Source organism: Streptomyces sp. NBC_01314 (assembly GCF_041435215.1).
Classification (GTDB): Bacteria; Actinomycetota; Actinomycetes; order Streptomycetales; family Streptomycetaceae; genus Streptomyces.
In genome coordinates this window covers 5,041,011-5,066,273 of sequence record NZ_CP108394.1, presented here as the reverse complement: position 1 = coordinate 5,066,273, position 25,263 = coordinate 5,041,011, and the positions used below count along the sequence as shown (strand labels likewise).

The window sequence follows — 25,263 nt, the reverse complement described above, 5'->3', positions numbered from 1 at the left end:
AGGCTGACTGCAGCAGCTCGGTGACGACAATGATCTGTGCGACGCGGCCGGGTTCCCGCTTGCGCACCGGAGAGATATCGCGGACGCGATGGGCGAATGCGTCAGGCCCGGTGCTGATCTCTCAGCACCGGGCCTGACCTGGTGTTTCACTGTCGGGGTGGCGGGATTTGAACCCACGACCTCTTCGTCCCGAACGAAGCGCGCTGCCAAGCTGCGCTACACCCCGATTGTCGCTGCTTGCCGCGGCGACGTCGTTTACTTTAGCCCACTGGTGCCTTGAGACGAAATCCGGTTTTCGGGGCGTCGGCCGTGGCGGTCGGGGCGCCCGCGACGAGGGTGTACGGGGTCGGGGCGGACGTGGTCGACGGCGATGAGGAGGAGGGCGAGGGCGTAGAAGGCGAGGCCCAGGAGGAGGGCGTTGCCGAGGACGCTCTTGTAGCCGTGGCCGTTGACGTCCAGGAACGGGTAGAGGTACGGGGCCGGCCAGTCCGGGGTCACCAAGGCGGCTCGGCCGAGCGTGAACGCCAGGTACGCCAGCGGGTAGAACAGCCAGGCCACCGCATGGCTCAGGCGTGGCGGCGCCGGGCGGGTCAGGAGCAGCCAGTCCGCCACCACCGCGACGGGAACCGCGGTGTGGAAGGCGACGTTCGTCAGGGCGAGCCAGCCGGTGGGGGCGGTCGGGGCGCCCGTCGGCGTGATCGTCATGGAGAAGGCCGTCGCGTCCTTCATCAGGATCAGGTGGTACACCAACGCCGTGATCACGGCGTAGAGGACCGTGCCGCCTGTCACCCAGGAGGGCAAGGGACGGCGGGCCGACCAAGCGCTGCGGGCTGAGGCGGCGAAGACCAGTGCCACCAGGGCCGTGCTCTGGACCGAGAAATGGCTGAACGCCCTTAGGGGGCTGCCCAGCACCATCTCGATCACCACGGCCGCTGCCGCCGCCAGCGCGACCAAGGCGCGGTACGCCGCTGCAAGTGGGCGTCGTGTCGGTGCCACCACCGCTGTCGCGGGCACGACGGATGTCACCGGCGCGGGAATGCCCGAGATCGCGGGCAGATCGGGGATGTCCCTGGGTATCGGTGCGGTCATGCGATCACGCTAAGGCGCCCCGGCGAAACGGGCTATTCGGGGTGATCCGTACGGGTCGGTGCCTCATCCCGATGGCAGCCTTCACCGTCGGCCTGATCGCCAGATCTCACCGGCGAGAACCTCACCCGGCGAGGCCCCACCGCCAGCCACTCGACGTCACCGGTGGGCTGAACGCTGAACCCGTGGGCTGCACCGGCTGGCCTCATCATCAGGTCTTGCCGCTGGCCCCACCGGCAGAGCACCATGCTCGACGCCCTGCCTGCACACCAGCGACCCATCCGGCTGGCCCGCACCGCCCCCCGGGTGAGCCTCCCCCTCGCCCTTACCCCTCCCGCCCCACCAGCGTCAGCAACGAGGCCTCCGGCGGGCAGGCGAACCTCACCGGGGTGTAGCGGCTCGTGCCGCAGCCGGCCGAGACGTGCATGTACGCGGTGCGACCGTCGGCGGTGTGCCTGGAGAGGCCCTTCACGCGGTCCGTGTCGAGGTCGCAGTTGGTGACGAGGGCGCCGTAGAAGGGGATGCAGAGCTGACCGCCGTGGGTGTGGCCGGCCAGGACGAGGGGGTAGCCGTCGGCGGTGAACGCGTCGAGGGCGCGGAGGTAGGGGGCGTGGACGACGCCCAGGGAGAGGTCGGCCGAGTCGGACGGGCCGCCGGCCACGCGAGCGTAGCGATCCCGCTTGATGTGCGGGTCGTCGACGCCGGTCAGCTCGACCGACATGCCTTCGATCTTCAGTGTGCCGCGGGTGTTGGTGAGGTTGAGCCAACCCGCCCCGTCGAAGCCGTCCCGCAGGTCCTCCCACGGGTTGTGGATGGCGCCGACCACTGGCTTGTTGCCGTTCAGACCGTGGCGGCCCTGGACCTTCTCCAGGAGGTAACGGGCGGGGTTGCGCAGCGTCGGGCCGTAGTAGTCGTTCGAGCCGAAGACATAGGCGCCAGGGAACTCCATCAGCGGACCCAGCGCGTCCAGCACCTCGGGGACGCCCTCGGGGTCGGAGAGGTTGTCCCCGGTGTTGATCACGAAGTCGGGGCGCAGCCCGGCCAGGGAACGCAGCCAGCGCTGCTTCTTGCGCTGCCCGCTCACCATGTGAATGTCGGAGACCTGGAGTATGCGCAGCGGCCTCATGCCTGGTGGCAGCACCGGCACCGTCACCCGCCGCAGCCGGAAGGAGCGGGCCTCGAAACCCGCCGCGTACACCACACCGGCGGCACCGACCGCCGCGATCCCCAGAGGTACTCCGTATCGCGCTTGCATGTCTCCATCGTGTCAGACCCCGCCGAGCCCGAGCGCCTGCCTGTGGACAACCGCCGACCACCACCGCCGATCGTCAACTCCCCCTGTGGAAAACCCACTCCGGTCCGCACCTCCGACCAGCGCCCGAGCCGCCGACGATCCGCACCGGAGCTGCCACCGATCCACACCCCGGCCCGTCACCGATCCCCACCGGAGCTGCCACCGATCCACACCCCGGCCCGTCACCGATCCACCCCCAACCCGTCACCGATCCGCACACACCAGCGAAATCAAGGCGCGCTTCCCGCACCACACCTGCGACAATCGGCCCCATGACCACGCTCAAGTCGAAGCTGCAGGAAGACCTCAACGCCGCCATCAAGGAGCGCGACGAGCTCCGCTCCTCGACGCTCCGGCTGACGCTCACCGCGATCACCAAGGAAGAGGTCGCGGGCAAGGAGAAGCGCGAGCTCTCCGACGACGAGGTGCTCAAGGTGATCACCAAGGAGGCGAAGAAGCGCCGCGAGGCCGCGGACGCCTTCGCCCAGGGCGGTCGTACCGAGTCGGCCGAGCGGGAGACGGCGGAGGGCGAGTTCCTCGCCGAGTACCTGCCCAAGCAACTGTCCGACGAGGAGCTGAAGCAGATCGTCGTCCAGGCCGTCGAGGAGGCTCGGGCCGCCGGTGCCGAGGGCCCGCGCGCGATGGGCCAGGTCATGAAGATCGTCAACCCGAAGGTGGCCGGACTCGCCGAGGGCGGCCGCGTCGCCGCCATCGTCAAGCAGCAGCTCACGGGCGCCTGAGCAGCCCTCAGGCTTTCGCCCGCGCTCCAGCAGAACGGCGGTGGGGGCGCCCCTTCTCAAGGGGCGCCCCCACCGCCGTATCCGTGTGGATCAATCACTCATCATCCACACGGATCAGACGCTCATCGGCTGAGACGCTCATCGGATCAGTCGCTCACCGCATCAGAGACTCTTCCGATCGGACACTCGGTAGCTGTCAGCCGAACCCGCCACCGTTGCCGTTCCCGTTGTTCCCGCCGTTCGTCTGGCCCTGGATCCAGTTCTCCGGGATGGAGAATTCGGGGGTCGGGAAGGTGGTGCCGCCGTCGGTGCCGCCGATGAACCCGTCGTCGTTGTCGCCGTCGTCACCGTTGCCGTTGTCGTCGTCGTTGTTGCCGTTCCCGTTGTCGTTGTCCCCGCGACCGCGGTCCGGCCTCTCGTCGGGGATGTAGACGGGGTTGAAGCCGGGATTGGGCTCGCCCTCCAGCGCGCCGGACATCATGTCGCGCCAGATCGGGCCGGGGACCTTTCCGCCGAAGACCTTGTCGTAGCCCACGCCGCCGATGGTGATGTTCACCATGCGGCGCTTATGCGCGGGGTCGCCCACCCAGACGGCGCCGGCCATGTTCGGGGTGTAGCCCACGAACCAGGCCGCGTAGCGGCCATCCGTCGTACCGGTCTTACCGGCGCTGGGGCGGCTGGGGCCGAGGCCGGCCTCCGTACCCGTACCGTCCTCCACAACCCCCTTGAGAAGGGTGCTTATGGTGTCGGCGGTCTTCTCGGACATGGCGCGTGAACAGGTCGACTTCGGGACCTCCAGCGACTTCGACTTCTCGCCGACCCGCTGGGTGATGGACTCGATGGCGACCGGTGTGCAGTACATGCCGCGCGAGGCGAAGGTCGCGTACGCGTTCGCCATGGTCAGCGGGGACATCTCCTGCGTGCCGAGCGCGATCGACGGGGCCTGGTCCATCTTGCGGCCGTCGGCCCGCTCGACGCCCATCTTCCCGGCCATCTTCGTCACCGGGCAGATGCCGATGTCCGCGATCATCTGCACGAAGTAGGTGTTGACCGACAGCGCGGTCGCCTTCTCCATCGAGTACGGGCCGACCTCGGACGCGCTCTCGTTGGCGAGCTTCGCGGCGTCGCTGCCGGTGCTGTTGCGCCAGGTACCGCCACCACAGGTGGAGATCGGGCTCGGGTAGAGCATCTCGTACGGCGCGGGGTAGATCTTCCCCGGGGACATGCCGTCCTCGATGGCCGCCGCGGCGACGATCGGCTTGAACGTCGAACCGGGCTGATAGCCCGCTCCGCCGCCCATGGACTCGTCCACCGAGAGGTTTATCGACGTCTCGTTCTTCTTGGTGTCGAGGCCGTACGGCCTCGACTGGCCCATGGCGAGGATGTTGCCGGTGCCGGGCTCCACGATGGTGGCGGCGGTGGCCACCTCGTCCTTCTGCCTGACGTGCTCCTTGACGGAGGCCTGGACCGACTTCTGGGCCTTCGGGTCCATCGTCGTCCGGATCGTCAGACCGCCCTGGTTCCAGATCTTGGCCCGGTCCTCCTTGGACTTGCCGAAGATCGGGTCGTTCAGGAACACCTCGCGCACGTAGTCGCAGAAGAAGCCCGCACCCTTGACGGCCGTGATGCAGCCGTTCTTCGGCTTGCTGATGTCGAGGCCGAGCGGCTTCTCCTTGGCCTTGTCGGCCTCCGCCTGTGAGATGTCGCCGAGATCGGCCATGCGCTGCAGCACGGTGTTGCGCCGCTTGGTGGCTTCCTGCGGGTCGTTCACCGGGTCGTACCGGCTGGGCGACTGCACGATGCCGGCGAGGAGCGCGGCCTCCTCGACGTCCAAATCCTTGGCGGACTTGGAGAAGTAGCGCTGGGAGCCGGCCTCGACGCCGTAGGCCTGCTGGCCGAAGAACGTGATGTTCAGGTAGTTCTCGAGGATCTTCTTCTTGCCGAGTTCCTCTTCGAGCTGGATCGCGTACTTCAGCTCGCGGATCTTCCGGCCGAGGGTCTGCTGGATGGCCTGGGCGACGAGCGTGGGATCGTCACCGGCCTCCTCCACCGCGACGTTCTTCACGAGTTGCTGCGTCAGCGTGGACGCGCCCTGGGCGACCCCGCCCTCCTGCGCGTTCCGGTTGACCGCGCGCAGTACGCCCTTCAGGTCGACCGCGCCGTGCTGGTAGAAGCGTGCGTCCTCGATGGCGACGATCGCCTGCTGCATGTACGGCGAGATCTCCTTGAGATCGACCACCGTACGGTCGCGGCTGTACACCGTGGCGATCGAGTCGCCCTTGCTGTCGAGGATCGTGGTGCGCTGGCTCAGCGGCGGCTGCTTGAGGTTGGCGGGGAGTTCGTCGAACCCCTCGACCGAACCCTTGGCGGCCAGCCCCAGGGCGCCGACCGCGGGCAGCGCGATGCCCGCCATGACGGCACCGGCGAGCACGCTGACACCTAGGAACTTGGCGGCCTGCTGTGTGGGGGACAGACCACCACCCGAGCGCTTGTTTGGCATGAGGGCAGCCTAATCCGTAGCGACGACCGTTCCGAAGGAGCAGGTGGGTCAGGAGGGGTACGGGTGCCGGATCGTGACATCCGTGCCCGTGACGGGCCCCGACCCCCGTACTGAACGACGTGGCCTACGGCGGACGCCGGGGAGTGTCCCATCGGCTCTACGACCGGGCCGTGCTCGCCGGGCTGGTGCGGCATGCGGCGGCACGGAGGCGTGCCGGAACATGAACGCTTGTCTACGTTCTCATTTGCCGGACAGGCGCTCAGGCGTTGGCCTAAGCTGCTCCCAACTGTCACAGCCGTAGGCCCTTGTATCAAGTACGTCCAGCGAGCCCGAATCGTTCTGACGTTCTTCCGATTTTTTCCGGTGCCGTGTCCGAATACGCCTTGTGTGTCATTCGGTGTCCGTTGTGACGCATGTCAACTGTCCCGTTCTGTCGGGATGGTCATGTATGTCCTCAGGTCACTCCCGCGGGTGATCTGCCGCTTACGCATAGTCCGTTCGGGCCATTCAAGATTGGGCCCGAAGGGGGTGTTGCGCTGTGCCCACCTTCCGTAACGTCCTCAACTGGCGGCGGTGAATATGCCGCTGCCGCCGTGGGGGAGCCTCGATTCGGGAGAGGACGGCGCCGGTATGGGCTGGGTAACCGACTGGAGTGCGCAGGCTGCCTGCCGCACTACCGATCCGGATGAACTGTTCGTTCAAGGAGCAGCGCAGAACAGGGCCAAGGCGGTGTGCACCGGATGCCCGGTGCGTACGGAGTGCCTGGCGGATGCGTTGGACAACCGCGTCGAGTTCGGCGTGTGGGGAGGAATGACGGAGCGTGAGCGCCGCGCATTGCTGCGCAGGCGTCCGACCGTCACGTCTTGGCGCAGGCTGCTGGAGACCGCGCGCACGGAGTACGAGCGTGGCGCGGGCATTCTGCCGCTCGACGATGACGAGATCTATGAGAACTACGCGGCGGTGAGCTGAGGGCGAGGCCCTTCCGGGCCACGTCGGTCGAGGGCGCCTCTTGAGGTGTCGGCGCGTCGGGCAGGTGTGCCGGCTCTCGGGTGCCCCGAGGCGTGGATCGGTGGTCGGGGCACGGTTCGGTCCCCTCGGCCGGTCGTAGCGGTCCTCCGGCCGTCGCCGGACGGCCGGTTCGTCCGGCAGGGCAGTCGACCGCCAAACGTGAAGACCAGTCGTCCGACGGGTGGTTCAGTCGGCGGAGGTGGGCAGCTCCGGCCTTATGGCCGCGAGCCGGTCTCCGATGTCCCGCAGACCCGCCAGGTCGTGGACATCACCGGGCAGCGCCGCCACTTCGGCCACGGCCACCTCGGGATGCAGCGCGGTGAAGCGGTCACGTGTGCGCTGCTCGCGGGAGAGCAGTCGCATCCGCTCGGCGTGCAGCCGAAGCAGGCCCGCCGTGAGCTGTTCCACGGTCAGGTCCGGGGCGACAACCTGGTCGGCAACGGTCTGGTCGGCAACGGTCTGCTTCTGCTGGTCCGGGGCGGGGGAGCCGTCCGGGGTGACGGTCGTTGCGGGAGCTTCCGGACTGCCTGAACTGGCTGAACTGCCGTACGTGTCGGGAGAGTTACGAACTGCTTTCCCGTCCATCTGATCCACAATGCGGGGCTCGTCAAGATTTTCCGCGGCGGCGAGCGCGCGCTCGGCGGACAGCTGGGCCGCGCCGCTGCCATGGACGCGGTTGAGCACCAACCCGGCCAGTGGCATGTCCTCGGCCGCCAGTCGCTCCACGAAGTACGCCGCCTCGCGCAGCGCGTCCCGCTCCGGCGCGGCCACCACCAAGAACGCCGTGCCGGGCGCCTGGAGCAGCTTGTACGTGGCGTCCGCGCGCGTACGGAAGCCCCCGAACATGGAGTCCATGGCGGCCACGAACGTCTGGACGTCCTTCAGCAGTTGACCGCCGAGGAGCTTGCCCAGGGCGCCCGTCATCATCGACATGCCGACGTTCAGGAATTTCATGCCGGCCCGCCCGCCGACCTTCGCCGGCGCCAGCAGGACGCGGATCAGCTTGCCGTCGAGGAACGAGCCGAGCCGCTTCGGGGCGTCCAGGAAGTCCAGCGCCGATCGGGACGGAGGGGTGTCGACGACGATCAGGTCCCACTCGTCCCGGGCCCGCAACTGGCCCAGCTTCTCCATCGCCATGTACTCCTGCGTGCCCGCGAAGCCCGCCGAGAGCGATTGATAGAAGGGGTTGCTCAGGATCGCGGAGGCCCGGTCCGGGTCCGCGTGCGCCTCGACGATCTCGTCGAACGTGCGCTTCATGTCGAGCATCATGGCGTGCAGTTCGCCATCCCCGTCGATGCCCTTGACCCGCCGCGGGGTGTTGTCCAACGAGTCGATGCCCATGGACTGGGCGAGCCGTCGGGCCGGGTCGATGGTGAGCACGACCACCTTGCGGCCGCGCTCGGCGGCCCGCACCCCGAGTGCCGCCGCCGTGGTCGTCTTGCCCACTCCGCCGGCGCCGCAGCACACCACGATGCGGGTCTGCGGGTCGTCCAGCAGGGAGTCGACCGCGAGGGGGCGGGTCGAACTGATCACGCGGTGTCCGTCGTGGGAGTGGGCCGAATCGTGCGTGGCGGCCGGGTCCGGAGTCATGAGATCCCTTGCTGACGCAGTTCCTTGGCCAGTTCGTACAGGCCCGCCAGATCCATTCCCTCGGCGAGCAACGGCAGTTCGTGCAGCGGCAGGTCCAGCTCGCCCAGTGCGCCCCGCTGTTCGTGCTCCAGGGCGTACCGCTCGGCGTACTCCTCGGCCTGCGTGAGCAGCGGCTCCACCAGGCGCTCGGCCGTGCCGCCGCGCCGCGCGCCGCCCAGACCCGCCGTGGACAGGGATTTGGCGACGGCCGTACGCGGCACCGCGCGCGCGAACTCCAGCTCGCCGGCGTCCAGCAGTTCGGGCCGCACCATGTTGACGATGATCCGCCCCACCGGCAGCTTCGCGGCCCGCAGCTCGACGATGCCGTCCGCTGTCTCCTGGACCGGCATCTCCTCCAGCAGCGTCACCAGATGGACAGCCGTCTCGGGGGATTTCAGGACCCGCATGACGGCCTGGGCCTGATTGTGTATCGGGCCGATCTTGGCGAGCCCTGCCACTTCGTCGTTCACGTTCAGGAAGCGGGTGATGCGCCCGGTGGGAGGCGCGTCCATCACCACGTAGTCATACGTGAACCGCCCGCTCTTCTCCTTGCGGCGCACCGCCTCGCAGGCCTTGCCGGTCAGCAGCACGTCCCGGAGGCCGGGCGCGATGGTGGTCGCGAAGTCGATTGCGCCGAGCTTCTTCAGGGCCCGGCCCGCCCCGCCCAGCTTGTAGAACATCTGGAGGTAGTCCAACAGGGCCAGTTCGGGGTCGATGGCCAGCGCGTACACCTCCCCGCCCCCGGATGCGACCGCGATCTTCCGCTCCTCGTACGGCAGTGCCTCTGCCTCGAAGAGCTGCGCGATGCCCTGTCTGCCCTCGACCTCGACCAGGAGGGTGCGCTTGCCCTCGGTCGCGAGGGCGAGCGCGAGTGCGGCGGCGACCGTGGTCTTTCCGGTCCCGCCCTTGCCGCTGACGACCTGGAGCCTGCTCACGTATTCGAGCCTAACCAGTCCGCGCGCGGCGTACGCGGGAGGCTGTGGACAACTTGTGCTCTCCCCGCCTGTCGCCCCGGCCTGCCCGGGCTGTCATGCATGCCCGCCGGGACGGCGGCGGAACCCGCGCCGGACCGATCTCGATCCCGTGCCGGACCGAGGTCGACCCCCGTGCCGGACCAAGACGGAACCCGGGCCGGACCAAGATGGAACCCGTGCCGGGCAGCGGCCGGGAAGCGGATAAAGTCGGCCACATGACCAAGTGGGAATACTCAACCGTGCCGCTGCTCGTCCACGCCACGAAGCAGATCCTGGACACCTGGGGCGAGGACGGCTGGGAGCTCGTCCAGGTCGTGCCCGGGCCGAACAACCCCGAGCAGCTGGTGGCCTACCTGAAGCGGCCCAAGCCGTGAGCGCCGTCGAGGCCAGGCTCGCGGAACTCGGGCTGAGGCTGCCCGGGGTCGTCCCGCCGCTCGCCGCGTACCAGCCGGCCGTCCAGTCCGGCGTGTACGTGTACACCTCCGGGCAGCTCCCCATGGTGGACGGCAAGCTGCCCGTCACCGGCAAGGTCGGCGCCGAGGTCACCCCCGAGGAGGCCAAGGAACTCGCCCGCACCTGCGCGCTGAACGCCCTCGCCGCCGTGAAGTCCGTCGCGGGCGACCTGGACCGTGTCGCGCGCGTGGTGAAGGTCGTCGGCTTCGTGGCCTCGGCCTCCGACTTCACGGGCCAGCCCGCCGTGCTGAACGGCGCGAGCGAACTCCTGGGCGCCGTCTTCGGCGACAAGGGCGTCCACGCGCGCAGCGCGGTCGGTGTGGCGGTACTGCCGCTGGACGCGCCGGTCGAGGTGGAGCTCCAGGTGGAGCTCACCAGCGCGTAGCGGTCGCCGGGATCGCGGAGGCTCGCTCGAACATCCGCCCGTGACGAGTTAGCCTCCGCCCATGGCAAACGGGCAGTGGTACCCAGCCGAGTGGCCGGACCGCATCCGCGCACTCGCGGCCGGCACGCTGACACCGGTGACCCCCAGGCGGGCCGCCACCGTCATGCTGCTCAAGGACACGGCCGACACTCCGGTGGTGCACATGCTGCGCAGACGCGCCTCCATGGCCTTCGCCGGGGGCGCGTACGCGTATCCGGGCGGCGGTGTGGATCCGCGCGACGACGACCACCAGATCCGCTGGGCGGGCCCCGCGCGCGCGTGGTGGGCGTCCAGACTCGGCGTCGACGAGACCGACGCCCAGGCGATCGTCTGCGCGGCCGTACGGGAGACGTACGAGGAGGCGGGCGTGCTGCTCGCCGGGCCCAGTTCCGACACGGTGGTCGGCGACACCACGGGCGACGACTGGGAGACGGACCGCGCGGCGGTCGCCGCCCGGGAGCTGTCCTTCGCGGAGTTCCTGGAGCGCAGGGGGCTGGTCCTGCGGTCCGACCTGCTGGGCGCCTGGGCCCGCTGGATCACCCCCGAGTTCGAGGCCCGCCGCTACGACACCTGGTTCTTCGTGGCCGCGCTGCCGAAGGGCCAGCGCACCCGCAACGCATCCACGGAGGCCGACCGCACGGTGTGGATCCGCCCCCGGGACGCGGCGGACGGCTACGACAAGGGCGAGCTGCTGATGATGCCGCCCACCATCGCGACGCTGCGCCGGCTCGCGGAGTACGACACGGCCGCCGCGGCGCTCGCCGCCGCACCAGCCCGCGACCTGACCCCCGTCCTCGCCGAAGCTCGCCTGGAGAACGACGACGTGGTCCTCTCCTGGCCCGGCCACGCCGAGTTCACCAAGCGCATATCGGCCACCGGGGACTCCGCATGACCGACGCAGCAGCCCTCCCCGGCCGGCCCAGGGGCGGCGTCCTGTCGGGGCCCGCCACCGCGCGCGCGGTCAACGTGCTCGCGCCGAACGCGTCCGTGATGACGCTGGACGGGACCAACACCTGGATCGTGTCCGAACCGGACTCCGAGCTGGCGGTCGTGATCGACCCGGGTCCGCTGGACGACGTCCACCTGCGCAACGTCGTCGACACGGCGGAGAGGGCCGGCAAGCGGGTCGCGCTGACCCTGCTCACGCACGGGCACCCGGACCACGCGGAGGGCGCCGCCCGCTTCGCCGAGCTGACCAGGACGAACGTACGGGCCCTCGACCCGGCGCTGCGGCTCGGCGACGAAGGACTGGGCGCGGGCGACGTGATCTCGGTCGGCGGCCTGGAACTCCGGGTCGTTCCCGCCCCCGGCCACACCGCCGACTCGCTCTGCTTCCATCTCCCGGCCGACCGGGCCGTCCTGACGGGTGACACCGTCCTGGGGCGCGGTACGACGGTCGTGGCCCACCCCGACGGCCGTCTCGGCGACTACCTCGACTCCCTCCGCCGCCTCAGATCCCTCGCGGTCGATGACGGCGTCCACACCGTCCTTCCCGGTCACGGCCCCGTCCTGGAGGACGCGCAGGGCGTCGTCGAGTTCTACCTCGCCCACCGCGCCCACCGGCTCGCCCAGGTCGAGACGGCCGTCGAGAACGGCTACCGCACCCCCGGCGAGGTCGTCGCCCACGTCTACGCGGACGTCGACCGCTCCCTGTGGCCGGCCGCGGAACTCTCGGTACAGGCACAACTGGAGTACCTGGCCGACCACGGCCTGATCTGATTCCCCGAGCCTGAGCGGCCGCCTCCGGGGCCGTGTGCGACCGCGGGGTCTCCCGGGCCCCTGGAGGCCTCCCGGGCCTCAGCAGCCCCTCCCAGGGGCGTCCAGGGGTCCTCCGGGGGCATGATCGGAGCCCCATCGCCCGAGGAACGTCCCTCTCACCCTTCACTGATCTCCGGGACGCGGTGCTTTGACGCCGTGTACGCGCGCGTACTCCTCGGCCAGCCAGGGCCCGAGGTCGTCCAGGTACGACCGCAGAACCTCGACACCGGTACCCGGCTCGTACCCGGCCACCGCCGCCGCGCGCATCTGGGCGGCGCGCTCCGGGTAGTACGCGCCGAACGCCTCCGCCATCTCGTGCAGATCACTGGTCCAGCCCTGTCGGCGGGGCATGACGAGGGTGAACCCGGTGCGGACGAGCCGCCGGGAGCAACCACGGACGAGCGCCCGCCGGGCGTCGTCGGTCGTGGCCTCCGCGACTCGCGCACGCCAGCGCGGCAGTTGCAGCGCGAGGTCGCCGTTGGTCTCGCGGGCGAGGACGGAGTCGGGCCGATAGCGAGGCAGGTCCTCCGCCAGGTCCTCACCCAGCAGGGGAGTGCACAGACAGGCCACGAACCAGCCCAGGTCGTACCGCTCCAGGTCGCTGAGCACCTGCGCCCGGCTGACCAGCAGTGTTCCGGCGCCATCGATCTGCGGGAACTCGTTGTCCAGCGCCTCGTCCAGTACTCGGGCCTCCGCCCGGTCCGTCTCTGTGGGCTCCTCGCGCAACGCCAGCAACAGATCGAGGTCACTGCGCCCGGGACGAGCGGTGCCCCGGGGCACCGACCCATAGAGGTACGCACTGTGCAGCCGCCCTCCGAACACGTCCAGCACCCGATCCCGAGCCGCGGCCACCACCGGCCGGAACACCCCGGGCACCCGCCCGAGTGCCCCCTCCCGCTCGATGAACCCCTGACTGTCCAGCCCTCTTGGGCGCCCGATTCCGGCCATACGGTCACTGTGCCGCAAGGGACGCGCGGGCAGCTCAGGGAGGCGAAAACCAAGGGGCCCGCCCCGCGAAAGAAAATGGGGCCCGCCTCGCGGAACGAGACGAACCCCATCGACGTACGAACAGATGTGCGGCCTGTACTGGCTCGCAAGCCCCACCTGCGTACTGCGTTGCACCAACCCTCAGGCCCTGGCCCTGGCCCGTAAACCGAGGCCCCTCAGGCCCTGGCGGCGAACGACCGAACCCGCGTCAGCGCGACCGCTTGGCCAGCCGCTCCACGTCCAGCAGGATCACCGCGCGAGCCTCCAACCGCAGCCACCCCCGCTGCGCGAAGTCCGCCAGGGCCTTGTTCACGGTCTCCCGAGACGCACCCACGAGCTGCGCCAGCTCCTCCTGCGTGAGGTCGTGCACCACATGGATGCCCTCCTCCGACTGAACGCCGAACCGCCGGGAGAGGTCCAGCAGCGCGCGAGCGACCCGCCCGGGAACGTCCGAGAAGACGAGGTCGGACATCTGGTCGTTGGTCTTGCGCAGCCGCCGCGCGACGGCTCGCAGCAGCGCCGCGGCCACCTCGGGCCGCGCGTTCAGCCACGGCTGGAGGTCGCCGTGGCCGAGGCCGAGCAGCTTGACCTCGGTCAGCGCCGTGGCGGTCGCCGTCCGCGGACCCGGGTCGAACAGCGACAGCTCGCCGATCAGCTCACCGGGGCCGAGCACGGCCAGCATGTTCTCGCGGCCGTCGGGCGACGCGCGGTGAAGCTTGACCTTGCCTTCGGTGACCACATAGAGGCGGTCACCCGGGTCGCCCTCGTGGAAGAGAGCGTCACCGCGCGCGAGGGTCACTTCACCCATGGAGGCGCGGAGCTCCGCGGCCTGCTCGTCATCGAGCGCCGCGAAGAGCGGGGCGCGCCGCAGAACGTCGTCCACGAGTTCTCTCCTTGTCGACCTGCTCAGGGGATCTTGCTCCCCGTACTACCAGGGGACCGTGTTCCCCGTCTTGCCGGACGTACCAAACAGTGTGATCTGTCACAAGGATGCCGCACACATGTCCCGGGGTAAGCGTCAGGGGTCCAATTGGGGGCCGATCTTCTGGGCCCGGGGCGGATGTCAGTGCCGGGCTCTAGGCTGGCCGGGTGTCCAAATCGCCGGTGAGAGCACAGGCCAAGGGGGCTGGGCGGGTGGTTGTACGGCGCGATTCCGCTGTGGGCGAACAGGGCCCCGCGGGAGCGAACAAAACGGCAAAGGCGACGAAGGTGTCCGATCCATCAGCGGGGGAGAACTCCGCCCAGAAGACCACGGCCTCGGCGAAGAAGGCCGCTCCGGCGAGAAAGTCCACCAGCGCCGGAAGGGCGGTAGTGAAGAAGGCGGCTTCCAAGCCCGAATCGCAGACCGCCCTGGTCCGCCGTGCCCGTCGCATCAACCGCGAACTCGCCGAGGTGTACCCGTACGCGCACCCGGAGCTGGACTTCGAGAACTCGTTCCAGCTGATCGTCGCGACGGTCCTGTCGGCGCAGACGACCGACCTGCGGGTCAACCAGACGACACCGGCGCTTTTCGCGAAGTACCCCACCCCAGAGGATCTGGCCGCGGCCGACCCGGAGGAGGTCGAGGAGATCCTGCGGCCCTGCGGGTTCTTCCGGGCGAAGACGAGGTCGGTCATAGGGCTGTCGAAGGCCCTGGTGGAGAACCATGGGGGTGAGGTCCCCGGCCGTCTCGAGGACCTCGTCAAACTGCCCGGCGTCGGCCGCAAGACCGCCTTCGTCGTGCTGGGCAACGCCTTCGGCCGCCCAGGCATCACCGTGGACACGCATTTCCAGCGGCTCGTACGGCGCTGGCGGTGGACCGAGGCGACCGACCCGGACAAGATCGAGGCGGCCATCGGCGCGCTGTTCCCGAAGAGCGAGTGGACGATGCTGTCGCACCACGTGATCTTCCACGGCCGCCGTATCTGCCACGCCCGCAAACCGGCCTGCGGTGCCTGCCCCATCGCCCCGCTCTGTCCCGCGTTCGGCGAGGGGGAGACGGACCCGGAGAAGGCCAGGAAGCTCCTGAAGTACGAGAAGGGCGGCTTCCCCGGCCAGCGCCTCAAGCCCCCACAGGCCTACCTCGACGCGGGCGGTATCCCGGCCCCGCCCCTGGGAGCCGCCGGATGACGGGGCCCACGGAGCAGCCCGGCACGCACCCTCCCGGCGCTACTGCCCGCCACCCACAAGAGGGACGCGAGGCCCGAGCGGAACGATCAGCGGTCCCCCGGGCGTTGGGACCGGAAGAACGACGGGGGTGGCTATGACACGCGCGAGCCGGACGGACGGCGGCACGGACACCGACCACGGGCATCGCCCGACGGCCGGGCGGCCGGTGCTGGACAGGGCGGGCCTGCCCGCCTGGCTGGACCCGGTGGTGCACGCCGTCGAGACGATCGAGCCGCTGCAGCTGAGCCGCTTCCTGCCGCCGGAGAACGGCTCGGGGCGGCAGTCGGCGGTCCTGATCCTGTTCGGCGAGGGTGCGAGCGGCCCCGAACTGCTGCTCATGGAGCGCGCAGGCTCGCTCAGATCACACGCGGGCCAGCCGTCGTTCCCGGGTGGCGCCCTCGACCCCGAGGACGGCGACCCGCAGACCGACGGTCCGCTGCGCGCCGCCCTGCGCGAGGCCGAGGAGGAGACCGGCCTCGACCCCGCCGGCGTCCAGCTCTTCGGCGTGTTGCCCAAGCTGTACATCCCGGTCAGCGGCTTCGTCGTGTCGCCCGTCCTGGGCTGGTGGCGACAGCCGACCCCGGTCCGGGCCGTCGATCCGAACGAGACGGCCCGCGTCTTCACCGTCCCCGTGGCGGATCTCACGGATCCGGCCAACAGAGCCACCGCCGTTCACCCCCGCGGCTACGCAGGACCGGCATTTCTGGTCGAATCGGCCCTCGTCTGGGGGTTCACGGCCGGAGTGATCGACCGTCTGCTGCACTACGCCGGCTGGGAGCGCCCCTGGGACCGTGAGAAGCAGGTCCCGCTCGACTGGCGCTCATGACAGGGTGTCTGCCGTGCTGCGTCTTTTGGGGCTTGTGGTGTCCCCCCGTCGCCGCGCGGCGGGCCGGCCTCCCGGCCGGCCTGTAGTGATCGCGAAGCGACGAGGCGAGGCTTGAAGCGGTGAACGTGCTGGACATCCTGTTGCTGGTCGCCGCCGTCTGGTTCGCGATCGTCGGCTACCGACAGGGCTTCGTCGTCGGCATCCTCTCGGTGATCGGCTTTCTCGGCGGCGGCCTCGTAGCGGTCTACCTCATGCCCGTCATCTGGGACTGGACGACCGAGAACTCCGAGGTCACCACGGCCGCCGCCGTCGTCGCGGTGGTCATCGTGATCGTCTGCGCCTCCGTGGGCCAGGCCCTGACCACCCACCTCGGCAACAAGCTGCGCCGTTACATCACCTGGTCCCCGGCGCGTGCCCTGGACGCCACCGGCGGCGCTCTCGTCAACGTCGTGGCGATGCTCCTGGTCGCCTGGCTGATCGGTTCCGCACTCGCCGGGACGACGCTGCCGACGCTCGGCAAGGAGGTCCGCAACTCCAAGGTGCTGCAGGGCGTGGCAGGGGCCCTGCCCACCCAGGCGGACACCTGGTTCGCGGACTTCTCCTCGGTCCTCACGCAGAACGGCTTCCCGCAGGTCTTCAGCCCGTTCTCGAACGAGCCCATCACCGAGGTCCAGCCCCCCGACCCGGCACTCGCGAGCAGCCCGATCGCCCAGCGCGCGAAGCGGTCCATCGTCAAGGTCATGGGCACCGCCCAGAGTTGCGGCAAGGTCCTCGAAGGCACCGGCTTCGTCTTCGGAGAGCGCCGGGTGATGACCAATGCGCACGTGGTGGGCGGAGTCGACGAACCCACCGTCCAGATCGGCGGCGAGGGCCGCAAGTACGACGCCACGGTCGTCCTCTACGACTGGGAACGCGACATCGCCGTACTGGACGTGCCGGGCCTGCAGGCGCCCGTACTGGAGTTCACCACCAAGGACGCCGACGGCAGCGACGACGCGATCGTCGCGGGTTTCCCGGAGAACGGCTCGTACGACGTCCGCCCCGCGCGCGTGCGTGGTCGCATCACGGCCAACGGCGCCGACATCTACAAGCGCGGCACCGTCCACCGCGACGTCTACTCGCTCTATGCGACTGTCCGCCAGGGCAACTCGGGCGGCCCGCTGCTCACGCCCGAAGGCAAGGTCTACGGCGTGGTCTTCGCGAAGTCCCTCGACGATCCGGACACGGGCTACGCCCTCACCGCGGACGAGGTCGAGGAGGACATCGCCAAGGGCCGTAAGGCCAACCAGCAGGTGGACAGCGACAGCTGCGCGCTCTGAGGCCGGGGGCGGTGTGGTGAAGTCCTGTGCGGGTCACCCCGCGTGGGTCAGGGGCGAGGATGGCGCAGCCGCGCCGAGACCCAGCGGGCCCGGCGGCGCAGGATGCGCGGAATGCCCAGACGGGGATCCGTGCCCGGCAGCTGCGGGGCGCCCCTCTGGTGGGAGCTCAGGCCCGCGGCCGAGCGGCGGTTGCGTGCTGCGTCACTGTAGTCGTGCGTCCAGCCCATACCCCGACGTGTGCCCCCGCCCCAAGGTCCATAACCGCCCCCACGCCCCCCAATTGGCCTATGCGCCGGGCAAGTAACTGTTCGTGGAACAGGTGTTCAAGTCTGGAGGGCGGGAGGCCCGGCCGGACTCACCGGTCGGGCTCGGGGTCCTTCAGCCAGTTGATGAGTTCGGCCGAGAACGCCACCGGGTCCTCCTCGTGCGGGAAGTGCCCCAGACCGTCGAACAGCCGCCAGCGGTACGGCGCTTCGACGTACTCCCCGGACCCCGCCGCGCTGCGCGTACGCATCACCGGGTCGAGTGAACCGTGCAGGTGGAGGGTGGGCACCCGGACCGGGCGCTTCATCCGGCGGTTGAACTGGATGCCGTCCGGGCGGGCCAGGGACCGCACCATCCACCGGTACGGCTCGATCGAGCAGTGCGCCGTCGACGGGATGCACATCGCCCGCCGGTACGCCTCCACGGCCTCGTCGTCGGGCAGCCGGGGCCCCGACCAGTCCCGGATGAGCCGGCCGACCAGCGCGCCGTCGTCGGCGGTGAGTTGCCGCTCGGGGATCCAGGGCCGCTGGAACCCCCAGATGTAGGAGCCCGCGGACGTCTGCTTGACGTCCGAGAGCATCGCCGAGCGCCACCGCCGCGGATGCGGCATCGAGGACACCGCGAGCCGCCGTACGAGCTTGGGGCGCATCACGGCCGCCGTCCACGCCAGATAGCCGCCCAGGTCGTGGCCGACCAGGGCGGCGTCGGGCTCGCCGAGGGACCGTACGACCCCGGTGATGTCGAGGGCGAGGTTCGCGGGGTCGTAGCCCCGGGGTGTGCGGTCGCTGCCGCCGACCCCGCGCAGGTCCATCGCCACGGCCCGGAAGCCCGCGTCGGCGAGGGCGACCAGCTGGTGCCGCCAGGTCCACCAGAACTGCGGGAAGCCGTGCAGCAGCAGCACCAGCGGCCCGTCGCCCACCTCGGCGATGTGGAAGCGCGCGCCGTTGGCGGCCACGTCCCGGTGGATCAGCTTTTTGGCGCCGGGCACGTCGAGCCGTACGGGAGACGCGGGCTGATTCCAGGGGGCGGCCGGGGTGGCCGCGGGGTCGGTCATGACGTCGAGCGTGCCACAGCCTCGACGGCGTCGTCGGCCCGGGCGGGTCGACGGGGGTGCGGCTTGGCGTTCTGCAGCACGCCCGCTGTCTCCTTCATGGAGGCGGCGACCTTCTGCGGCCCCTGCCCCTTCTTGGCCTTCTTCGAGAAGACGACGCCGATCAGCGTCAGCACGAGGGCGACCACCACGTTCGCCGCGAACGAGAGCAGGAAGCAGATCGCCAGGTTCCAGTCGCTCCAGGTGCGGATGCCGTACGCCAGGGCGAAACTCAGCATCGGCAGGGAGAAGATCAGCACCGTGCCGGCCGCGGTGAACGCCCCGCCGCCGATCACGCCTCGCTTGACGTCCTGCCTGAGCTGAGCCTTGGCCAGCGCGATCTCGTCGTGCACCAGCGCGGACATCTCGGCCGTCGCCGAGGCGAACAACTGGCCGACGCTGCGTTCGGCTCCGACCGGGCTGCCGTCGGGTGCGCTCATCGGGGTCTCCCTCATATGCGTTTGTACGGTCCTGTCAGATCATGCCGGACCGTCGTCGCCGTCGCCTGCCCCGCCCGCCACTTCGGCAAGCCTGCGATGCTCGGCGGCCTTGCGTTCGTGGATCGCGGCCATACGCAGGTGGTACGCCGGGTCGTCCTGTTCGTAGACGTCGGGGATGCCGTCGAGGTCGTCGTCACGCTCCTCGGCGGCCCACAGAGCCTGGTACTCGGCGTTCCTCATTTTCAACAGGATGGTCGCCAGGACCGCCGCGATGAGCGAACCGGTAAGGACGGCCGCCTTGACGCCGCCGGTGAGCGCCGGGTCGCCCTCGAAGGCCAGTTCGCCGATCAGCAGCGACACGGTGAAGCCGATCCCGGCGAGGGAGGCGACCGCGAAGACGTCCGGCCAGGCCAGTTCCTCGGAGAGCGAGGCCCGGGTGAAGCGGGCGGTCAGCCAGGTCCCGCCGAAGATCCCGACCGCTTTGCCGACGACCAGCCCGAGCACCACCCCGAGCGTCTCCGGCTGTGTGAACACCTCTTCGAGCGCATTGCCCGTCACCGCTACACCCGCGCTGAACAGGGCGAACAGCGGCACCGCCAGACCTGCGGACAGAGGGCGCACGAGGTGCTCGATGTGTTCGCCGGGGGAGCGCTGCTCGTCCTCGCGCCGTGTGCAGCGCAGCATCAGCCCCATCGCGACACCGGCGATGGTGGCGTGCACGCCGCTGGTGTACATCAGCGCCCAGATGACGAGCGCGAGCGGAACGTACACGTACCACCCGCGCACGCCCTTCCTCAGCAGCAGCCAGAAGACGGCGAGACCGGCGAACGCGCCGCCGAGCGCGGCGAAGTCGAGGTCGTCGGTGAAGAACACCGCGATGATCAGGATCGCGCACAGGTCGTCGACGACGGCGAGGGTGAGCAGGAAGGCCCGCAGCGCGTTCGGCAGGGAGGTGCCGATGACGGCGAGCACGGCCAGCGCGAAGGCGATGTCGGTCGCCGTGGGCACCGCCCAGCCGGCCAGGGAACCGCCGCCGGTGAGGTTGGTGAGCGCGTACACGAGCGCCGGTACGGCCATACCGCACAGTGCGGCGACCACGGGCAGCGCGGCCGTCCTCGGGTCCTTGAGGTCACCGGCGACCAGTTCGCGCTTGAGTTCGATGCCGGCGACGAAGAAGAAGACCGCGAGGAGTCCGTCGGCCGCCCAGTGCGCCACGGACAGATCGAGGCCGAGCGCCGCGGGGCCGAAGCGGAAGTGGCTGACGCTCTCGTAGCTGTCGTGCAGCGCGGGGACGTTGACCCAGACCAGCGCGGTGACGGCGGCCAGGAGCAGCAGCACACCGCCGACGGTCTCCGTGCGCAGGGCGTCCGCCACGAAGGTCCGCTCGGGCAGGGAGAGCCGGCCGAGAACCTTGCGGGTGGGGGTGGGGGTGGGGGTGGGGCGGGACGCGGCCACGGTGGGGACCTCCGGTCGGTGGGCAGCACGGATCACTTGCCGACCAGACTTCCCGGCGCACCATTTGTCACTTTAACCAAAGAGCACCCGGCGTGCTTGCCGCCGGGTGCCCATTATCGGCGTACGCCCTCGCGGGGGACGTACGGAACCTCAGTCCTCGCTCGCCGCCGCCGGCAGCTTGGCCTGGATCAGGTCCATCACCGTGGAGTCGGTCAGCGTCGTGACGTCACCGAGCTGCCGGTTCTCCGCCACGTCCCGCAGCAGGCGCCGCATGATCTTCCCGGAGCGGGTCTTCGGCAGCTCCTGCACCGGCAGGATCCGCTTCGGCTTGGCGATCGGGCCGAGGGTGGTGCCGACGTGGTTGCGGAGGTCGGCGACGAGGCCCTCGTCCTCGGCGTTCGCCGTGCCGCGCAGGATCACGAACGCCACGATCGCCTGACCGGTGGTCTCGTCGGCCGCACCGACCACGGCCGCCTCGGCCACCGACGGGTGCGAGACGAGCGCGGACTCCACCTCGGTGGTGGAGATGTTGTGACCCGACACGAGCATCACGTCGTCGACGCGCCCGAGGAGCCAGATGTCCCCGTCGTCGTCCCTCTTCGCCCCGTCACCGGCGAAGTACTTGCCCTCGAACCGCGACCAGTACGTGTCGAGGAACCGCTGGTCGTCGCCCCAGATGGTGCGCAGCATCGACGGCCACGGCTCGGTGAGGACCAGATAGCCGCCACCGCCGTCGGGGACTTCCCGTGCCTCGTCGTCCACCACCGTGGCGGAGATGCCCGGCAGTGGTGTCTGCGCCGACCCGGGCTTGGTCGCCGTCACACCAGGCAGCGGGGAGATCATCATCGCGCCGGTCTCGGTCTGCCACCAGGTGTCCACGATCGGCGTCACGTCGCCACCGATGTGCTTGCGGTACCAGATCCATGCCTCGGGGTTGATGGGCTCACCGACGGACCCGAGAACACGCAGACTGCTGAGATCGAACTTCGCGGGGATGTCGTCGCCCCACTTCATGAACGTACGGATCGCCGTCGGCGCGGTGTAGAGGATCGTCACCCCGTACTTCTGCACGATCTCCCAGAACCGCCCCTGGTGCGGGGTGTCCGGCGTGCCCTCGTACATGACCTGCGTCGCGCCGTTCGCCAGCGGCCCGTACACGATGTACGAGTGGCCGGTCACCCAGCCGACGTCGGCCGTGCACCAGTACACGTCCGTCTCCGGCTTGAGGTCGAAGACGGCGTGGTGGGTGTACGACGTCTGGGTGAGGTAGCCGCCGGAGGTGTGCAGGATGCCCTTGGGCTTACCCGTCGTGCCGGACGTGTACAGGATGAACAGCGGGTGCTCGGCCCCGAACGCCTGCGGGGCGTGCTCGGCGCTCTGCCGGTCGACGATCTCGTGCCACCACACGTCACGGGAGTCGTTCCAGGCGACGTCCTGGCCGGTGCGGCGGACGACGAGGACGTGCTCGACATTTCCGGCGCGGTCGGCCGCGTCGTCCACTGCGGGCTTGAGCGCGGACGGCTTGCCGCGCCGGTAGCCGCCGTCGGAGGTGATGACCACCTTGGCGTCGGCGTCCTGGATGCGGGTCGCGAGCGCGTCCGCGGAGAAACCGCCGAACACGACGGAGTGCGCGGCGCCGATCCGGGCGCAGGCGAGCATCGCCACGGCCGTCTCCGGGATCATCGGCATGTAGACCGCGACCCGGTCGCCCGCTTGGATCCCCAGCTCCAGCAGGGCGTTCGCCGCCTTGCTCACCTCGTCCTTGAGCTCGGCGTAGGTGATGGTCCGGCTGTCCCCCGGCTCGCCCTCGAAGTGGATGGCGACCCGGTCGCCGTTCCCGGCCTCGACATGCCGGTCCACGCAGTTGTACGCGACGTTGAGCTCGCCGTCCTCGAACCACTTGGCGAACGGCGGGTTCGACCAGTTCAGCGTCTCGGTCGGCTCCTTGGCCCAGGCCAGCCGTCGGGCCTGCGCAGCCCAGAAGCCGAGCCTGTCAGCCCTGGCCTGTTCGTACGCCTCAGCCGTGACGTTGGCGTTCTCGGCCAGGTCAGCAGGCGGCGCGAAGCGTCGCTCCTCCTTCAAGAGGTTGGCCAGGCTTTCGTTGCTCACGACATCTCCCTTACGGTGCTTTGCCGGGGCGACCGTTGTGTCCCAGGCCACAGCTCATCAGACCCGGACCCCCGATGACAAGGGCCTTCATCGGATTGGTTTAGACCTGTGGGGCTCCGGGTGGCCCCACCGCCAGGGCGCCACCCGTTCCCACGGACCGCGAAGGAGATCGGTTCACGCGCGCGTGTCGTGCAGGACCGCCCCGGCCGGATCGTCCGTCCCGGCCGTCCCGGTCACCTGGTCGAAGACTCCGCCGTCCGGGGCCTCCTCGGTGAGCAGATACGCCTGTGCCTCGCCCACGTGGAAGTACATCCCGTGCAGTACGAGTGCGCCGTCGCGCAGGGCGCGTGCGACGGAGTCGTGGGCTCTCAGATGCTCCAGCTGCTGGATGACGTTGGTCAGGCCGAGTTGTTCGACGGCGTCGGCCGGTTCGCGGCCGGCCAGGCGGGCCCAGGGGCGGTTCTTGTCGGTCGCCCGGTCCAGGCTGGGGCGGCCGTGCCGCAGCCAGCGCTTGAGGGGGGTCTGGGCACTGTGCGGGTCGCTCTTGAGCAGGGCTTGCATCGCGCCGCAGCCGGAGTGCCCGCAGACCGTGATGGACCGAACGTGCAACACGTCCACCGCGTATTCGATCGCCGCCGCCACCGAGTCGTCGCCGCTCTCCTCGCCGGGCAGCGGCACGAGGTTGCCGACATTGCGTACGACGAAGAGGTCGCCGGGGCCGCTGGAGGTGATCATCGACGTGACGAGCCGGGAGTCGGCGCAGGTCAGGAAGAGCTGCGAGGGTTGCTGCCCCTCGCGCGCGAGCCGGGCCAGCTCACTGCGGACCAGGGGAGCGGTGTTTCGCTGGAAGGCGCTGATGCCACGCGCCAGTTGGTGACCGCGCGGCCCCTCGGCCGCCTCCTCCTGAGGTGTGCCGGCGGTCGGGGTGGCCGGGGCCTCGCACTGGTGGTTGCGCCACGGCGTCCAGGGCCGGCAGCGACAGCCGGCCGCCGAGGCCTTGACGGGTTCCGCGATACGGGTGCCGGCGCGCCCGGTGATCTCCACGGAGCCGCCGTGCGCCCGGTGCGCGTGCTGCCAGTCCTGCAGCGACTCGTAAGCCGCGTGGTCCATGAACGACCCGTCCAGCTCCACGACGACGGCGGCTGCCTGCGGGACCTGATGCAGGGCGCGGCTGAGGCGGGGCACGGCGAGGAACGTCAACTGCCCTCGTACGTGGACGTGATGGACTTCGTCCCGCTCCTCGTGGGTGATGCGGGTGCGGGTGAGGCGGTGCAGGGCGACCCCGACGGCCACGGCGATGCCGAGCGCGACGCCTTCCAGGACGCCGAGGACGACGACGCCGAAGGTGGTGACGGCGTAGACCAGTACTTCTCGGTGACGGGTGACCGTGCGGATGTGGTGCAGGGACACCATCTGGACCCCGACGGCCATCACCAGGGCGGCGAGTGAGGCGAGGGGGATCAGCTCCAGGCAGGGGACCATGAGCAGTGCGGCCGCTACCACCCAAACGCCGTGCAGCATCGTGGAGTTCCGGCTGGTGGCGCCGGCTCGCACATTGGCCGTGCTGCGGACCGCGACGCCGGCGATGGGCAGGCCGCCGAGGATGCCGGAGACGACGTTGGCCGCGCCCTGGCCGCGCAGCTCGCGGTCGAGGTCCGAGCGCCGTACGTCGGTCCGCCCCGCCGCCAGCTTGTCCATGGCTACGGCGCCGAGGAGCGACTGGACACTGCACACCAGAGTGGTGGTGAGGACGGCCGCGACGATGCCGAGCGTCGGCCCGTCGGGCATTCCGGCCAGGGCATGGCTCCGCCACGAGGGCAGGTCGACCTTGGGCAGGCTCAGCGCGGTGAGCGAGGCCGTCGCCGTGGCGCCCGCGACGGCGACGAGGGCGGCCGGGACCGTGCGCAGCTGCCGGCCGACGCGGCCGGGGATCCGGGGCCAGGCGAACAGCAGGACGAGGGTGAGGGCGCTCACGGAGACCGCGGCGGGTTGCAGGTGCGCCAACTGGGCGGGTAGGGCACCGACGTTGGCGCTGACCGAGCTCTGCGGGGTGCCGCCGAGCACGATGTGGAGCTGGGCGACGGCGATGGTGACGCCGATGCCGGCCAGCATGCCATGCACGATCGCGGGGCTGACGGCGAGCGCCGAGCGGGCAACGCGCAGGTGGGCCAGGCCCAGTTGCGAGAGGCCGGCGAAGACGGTGATGGCGCAGGTGGTGCGCCATCCGTACTGGTGAATGAGGTCGGCCGTGACGACGGTGAGACCGGCCGCAGGGCCGCTGACCTGGAGAGGGGAGCCGCCCAGGCGCCCGGCGACGAGGCCGCCGACGGCTGCGGCGACGAGGCCGGCCTGGAGCGGGGCGTCGGTGGCGAGGGCGATGCCCAGGGACAGGGGAAGGGCGATCAGGAAGACCGCGATGGAGGCCGACAGGTCGGCGGCCGAGACACGGAACCGGCGGCGCGGTCCCTCCGGGGGGCTGTGTGGTCGGTGATCACGCTCCATTCGATTCGAGTCCGGGTCGGTGGCGTGGGTGGGGACGCAGGCGGACATGTTCTCCCGTCTCCTCCGGGGCTGCGCGGTCGCGTGGGTCGCGGCCGTGGGGCACGGCTTTCAGTGGCGGGATTTCTCAACGCTCAGTAAACGAATCGTAATGCAGGGTAAAGGATATGCAAGAACATTAGCCGCAAATAGGTCATTAGATCACTCGTGAGGGTGAATCAAGCTTTTTATCAGCTTGTCGTATTAATGGTGATCGGAAC

At 70.0% G+C, this 25,263-nt stretch carries 22 protein-coding genes and 1 tRNA gene; 9 read left to right on the top strand and 14 right to left on the bottom strand.

The window, feature by feature from the left end; translation table 11 throughout:
• Window positions 1–152: 152 nt before the first annotated feature.
• The 3 genes from OG622_RS22120 to OG622_RS22110 form a co-directional block, all read right to left on the bottom strand.
• Window positions 153–226 (bottom strand) — tRNA-Pro (locus OG622_RS22120).
• A gap of 29 nt (window positions 227–255) precedes the next feature.
• Entirely contained in the window at window positions 256–1,089 is an 834-nt protein-coding gene (locus tag OG622_RS22115; RefSeq protein WP_371578356.1) for a Pr6Pr family membrane protein, read from the bottom strand.
• Between the two features lie 322 nt (window positions 1,090–1,411).
• The gene (locus OG622_RS22110) at window positions 1,412–2,341 is read right to left on the bottom strand and encodes a metallophosphoesterase (RefSeq protein WP_371578355.1); all 930 of its coding nucleotides are present in this window, start codon (window positions 2,339–2,341) and stop codon (window positions 1,412–1,414) included.
• 311 nt (window positions 2,342–2,652) lie between these two features.
• Here OG622_RS22110 and OG622_RS22105 point away from each other — a divergent pair, with 311 nt between their 5' ends.
• Window positions 2,653–3,120, top strand: a complete 468-nt coding sequence (locus OG622_RS22105; RefSeq protein ID WP_371578354.1) for a GatB/YqeY domain-containing protein — start codon at window positions 2,653–2,655, stop codon at window positions 3,118–3,120.
• A 196-nt stretch (window positions 3,121–3,316) separates the two neighbouring features.
• On the opposite strand, the gene OG622_RS22100 is transcribed toward OG622_RS22105, so the two are convergent.
• On the bottom strand, window positions 3,317–5,620 hold the full coding sequence (locus OG622_RS22100; protein WP_371578353.1) for a transglycosylase domain-containing protein: 2,304 nt from the start codon (window positions 5,618–5,620) through the stop codon (window positions 3,317–3,319).
• 630 nt (window positions 5,621–6,250) lie between these two features.
• Between OG622_RS22100 and wblA the strand changes: the two genes are divergently transcribed.
• Window positions 6,251–6,589, top strand: a complete 339-nt coding sequence (gene wblA / locus OG622_RS22095; RefSeq protein ID WP_013001830.1) for a transcriptional regulator WblA — start codon at window positions 6,251–6,253, stop codon at window positions 6,587–6,589.
• A gap of 225 nt (window positions 6,590–6,814) precedes the next feature.
• Here wblA and OG622_RS22090 read toward each other — a convergent pair whose 3' ends face one another.
• Together OG622_RS22090 and OG622_RS22085 are read right to left on the bottom strand one after the other, a co-directional pair.
• Window positions 6,815–8,218 (bottom strand): ArsA family ATPase, encoded by a 1,404-nt coding sequence (locus OG622_RS22090; RefSeq protein ID WP_371578352.1) that lies wholly within the window; start codon window positions 8,216–8,218, stop codon window positions 6,815–6,817.
• A complete protein-coding gene (locus tag OG622_RS22085; RefSeq protein WP_371578351.1) occupies window positions 8,215–9,192 on the bottom strand; it encodes an ArsA family ATPase in 978 nt (325 codons plus the stop codon). Before OG622_RS22085 ends, OG622_RS22090 begins: the two co-directional genes overlap by 4 nt.
• 254 nt (window positions 9,193–9,446) lie before the next feature.
• Between OG622_RS22085 and OG622_RS22080 the strand changes: the two genes are divergently transcribed.
• The 4 genes from OG622_RS22080 to OG622_RS22065 all read left to right on the top strand — a co-directional run bounded on the left by OG622_RS22080 (window position 9,447) and on the right by OG622_RS22065 (window position 11,827).
• Window positions 9,447–9,605: a DUF4177 domain-containing protein gene (locus OG622_RS22080; RefSeq protein WP_005476015.1), complete on the top strand. Its 159-nt coding sequence runs from the start codon at window positions 9,447–9,449 to the stop codon at window positions 9,603–9,605.
• A complete protein-coding gene (locus OG622_RS22075; protein WP_371578350.1) occupies window positions 9,602–10,069 on the top strand; it encodes a RidA family protein in 468 nt (155 codons plus the stop codon). Before OG622_RS22080 ends, OG622_RS22075 begins: the two co-directional genes overlap by 4 nt.
• Before the next feature lie 61 nt (window positions 10,070–10,130).
• Window positions 10,131–11,000 (top strand): NUDIX hydrolase, encoded by an 870-nt coding sequence (locus OG622_RS22070; protein WP_371578349.1) that lies wholly within the window; start codon window positions 10,131–10,133, stop codon window positions 10,998–11,000.
• Window positions 10,997–11,827 (top strand): MBL fold metallo-hydrolase, encoded by an 831-nt coding sequence (locus OG622_RS22065; protein WP_371578348.1) that lies wholly within the window; start codon window positions 10,997–10,999, stop codon window positions 11,825–11,827. The genes OG622_RS22070 and OG622_RS22065 overlap by 4 nt, the downstream gene beginning before the upstream one ends.
• Before the next feature lie 162 nt (window positions 11,828–11,989).
• On the opposite strand, the gene OG622_RS22060 is transcribed toward OG622_RS22065, so the two are convergent.
• Window positions 11,990–12,814 (bottom strand): nucleotidyltransferase domain-containing protein, encoded by an 825-nt coding sequence (locus OG622_RS22060; RefSeq protein WP_371578347.1) that lies wholly within the window; start codon window positions 12,812–12,814, stop codon window positions 11,990–11,992.
• A gap of 247 nt (window positions 12,815–13,061) precedes the next feature.
• Window positions 13,062–13,736 carry a Crp/Fnr family transcriptional regulator gene (locus OG622_RS22055; protein WP_200307423.1) on the bottom strand — a complete coding sequence of 225 codons (675 nt, stop codon included), beginning with the start codon at window positions 13,734–13,736 and terminating at the stop codon, window positions 13,062–13,064.
• A 326-nt stretch (window positions 13,737–14,062) separates the two neighbouring features.
• Here OG622_RS22055 and nth point away from each other — a divergent pair, with 326 nt between their 5' ends.
• The 3 genes from nth (at window position 14,063) to OG622_RS22040 (ending at window position 17,146) form a co-directional block, all read left to right on the top strand.
• Window positions 14,063–14,962 (top strand): endonuclease III, encoded by a 900-nt coding sequence (gene nth, locus OG622_RS22050; RefSeq protein WP_371578346.1) that lies wholly within the window; start codon window positions 14,063–14,065, stop codon window positions 14,960–14,962.
• 133 nt (window positions 14,963–15,095) lie between these two features.
• A complete protein-coding gene (locus OG622_RS22045) occupies window positions 15,096–15,827 on the top strand; it encodes a CoA pyrophosphatase (RefSeq protein ID WP_371578345.1) in 732 nt (243 codons plus the stop codon).
• Window positions 15,828–15,946: 119 nt separating this feature from the next.
• A complete protein-coding gene (locus tag OG622_RS22040; RefSeq protein WP_371578344.1) occupies window positions 15,947–17,146 on the top strand; it encodes a MarP family serine protease in 1,200 nt (399 codons plus the stop codon).
• A 47-nt stretch (window positions 17,147–17,193) separates the two neighbouring features.
• Here the strand turns inward: OG622_RS22040 and OG622_RS22035 are convergent, their stop codons facing one another.
• From OG622_RS22035 to OG622_RS22010, 6 genes are all read right to left on the bottom strand, one after another.
• Complete coding sequence (locus tag OG622_RS22035; protein WP_257542638.1) at window positions 17,194–17,373, bottom strand: hypothetical protein; 180 nt, start codon at window positions 17,371–17,373, stop codon at window positions 17,194–17,196.
• A gap of 128 nt (window positions 17,374–17,501) precedes the next feature.
• Complete coding sequence (locus OG622_RS22030; RefSeq protein WP_371578343.1) at window positions 17,502–18,464, bottom strand: alpha/beta fold hydrolase; 963 nt, start codon at window positions 18,462–18,464, stop codon at window positions 17,502–17,504.
• On the bottom strand, window positions 18,461–18,940 hold the full coding sequence (locus tag OG622_RS22025) for a phage holin family protein (RefSeq protein ID WP_371578342.1): 480 nt from the start codon (window positions 18,938–18,940) through the stop codon (window positions 18,461–18,463). The genes OG622_RS22030 and OG622_RS22025 overlap by 4 nt, the downstream gene beginning before the upstream one ends.
• A gap of 39 nt (window positions 18,941–18,979) precedes the next feature.
• Entirely contained in the window at window positions 18,980–20,395 is a 1,416-nt protein-coding gene (gene nhaA, locus OG622_RS22020; protein WP_371584175.1) for a Na+/H+ antiporter NhaA, read from the bottom strand.
• 150 nt (window positions 20,396–20,545) lie between these two features.
• Entirely contained in the window at window positions 20,546–22,504 is a 1,959-nt protein-coding gene (acs, locus tag OG622_RS22015) for an acetate--CoA ligase (protein WP_371578341.1), read from the bottom strand.
• Window positions 22,505–22,678: 174 nt separating this feature from the next.
• Window positions 22,679–25,054, bottom strand: coding sequence for a SulP family inorganic anion transporter (locus OG622_RS22010; RefSeq protein WP_371578340.1), 2,376 nt, complete (start codon window positions 25,052–25,054; stop codon window positions 22,679–22,681).
• Between the last annotated feature and the right edge of the window lie 209 nt (window positions 25,055–25,263).

Bases quoted from the DNA above. Each gene is read 5' to 3' on its own strand.
- OG622_RS22115 (WP_371578356.1), bottom strand. From the start codon at position 1,089: ATGACCGCACCGATACCCAGGGACATCCCCGATCTGCCCGCGATCTCG.
- OG622_RS22110 (WP_371578355.1), bottom strand. From the start codon at position 2,341: ATGCAAGCGCGATACGGAGTACCTCTGGGGATCGCGGCGGTCGGTGCC.
- OG622_RS22105 (WP_371578354.1), top strand. From the start codon at position 2,653: ATGACCACGCTCAAGTCGAAGCTGCAGGAAGACCTCAACGCCGCCATC.
- OG622_RS22100 (WP_371578353.1), bottom strand. From the start codon at position 5,620: ATGCCAAACAAGCGCTCGGGTGGTGGTCTGTCCCCCACACAGCAGGCC.
- wblA (WP_013001830.1), top strand. From the start codon at position 6,251: ATGGGCTGGGTAACCGACTGGAGTGCGCAGGCTGCCTGCCGCACTACC.
- OG622_RS22090 (WP_371578352.1), bottom strand. From the start codon at position 8,218: ATGACTCCGGACCCGGCCGCCACGCACGATTCGGCCCACTCCCACGAC.
- OG622_RS22080 (WP_005476015.1), top strand. From the start codon at position 9,447: ATGACCAAGTGGGAATACTCAACCGTGCCGCTGCTCGTCCACGCCACG.
- OG622_RS22070 (WP_371578349.1), top strand. From the start codon at position 10,131: ATGGCAAACGGGCAGTGGTACCCAGCCGAGTGGCCGGACCGCATCCGC.
- OG622_RS22065 (WP_371578348.1), top strand. From the start codon at position 10,997: ATGACCGACGCAGCAGCCCTCCCCGGCCGGCCCAGGGGCGGCGTCCTG.
- OG622_RS22060 (WP_371578347.1), bottom strand. From the start codon at position 12,814: ATGGCCGGAATCGGGCGCCCAAGAGGGCTGGACAGTCAGGGGTTCATC.
- OG622_RS22045 (WP_371578345.1), top strand. From the start codon at position 15,096: ATGACACGCGCGAGCCGGACGGACGGCGGCACGGACACCGACCACGGG.
- OG622_RS22035 (WP_257542638.1), bottom strand. From the start codon at position 17,373: ATGGGCTGGACGCACGACTACAGTGACGCAGCACGCAACCGCCGCTCG.
- OG622_RS22030 (WP_371578343.1), bottom strand. From the start codon at position 18,464: ATGACCGACCCCGCGGCCACCCCGGCCGCCCCCTGGAATCAGCCCGCG.
- OG622_RS22025 (WP_371578342.1), bottom strand. From the start codon at position 18,940: ATGAGCGCACCCGACGGCAGCCCGGTCGGAGCCGAACGCAGCGTCGGC.
- OG622_RS22010 (WP_371578340.1), bottom strand. From the start codon at position 25,054: ATGTCCGCCTGCGTCCCCACCCACGCCACCGACCCGGACTCGAATCGA.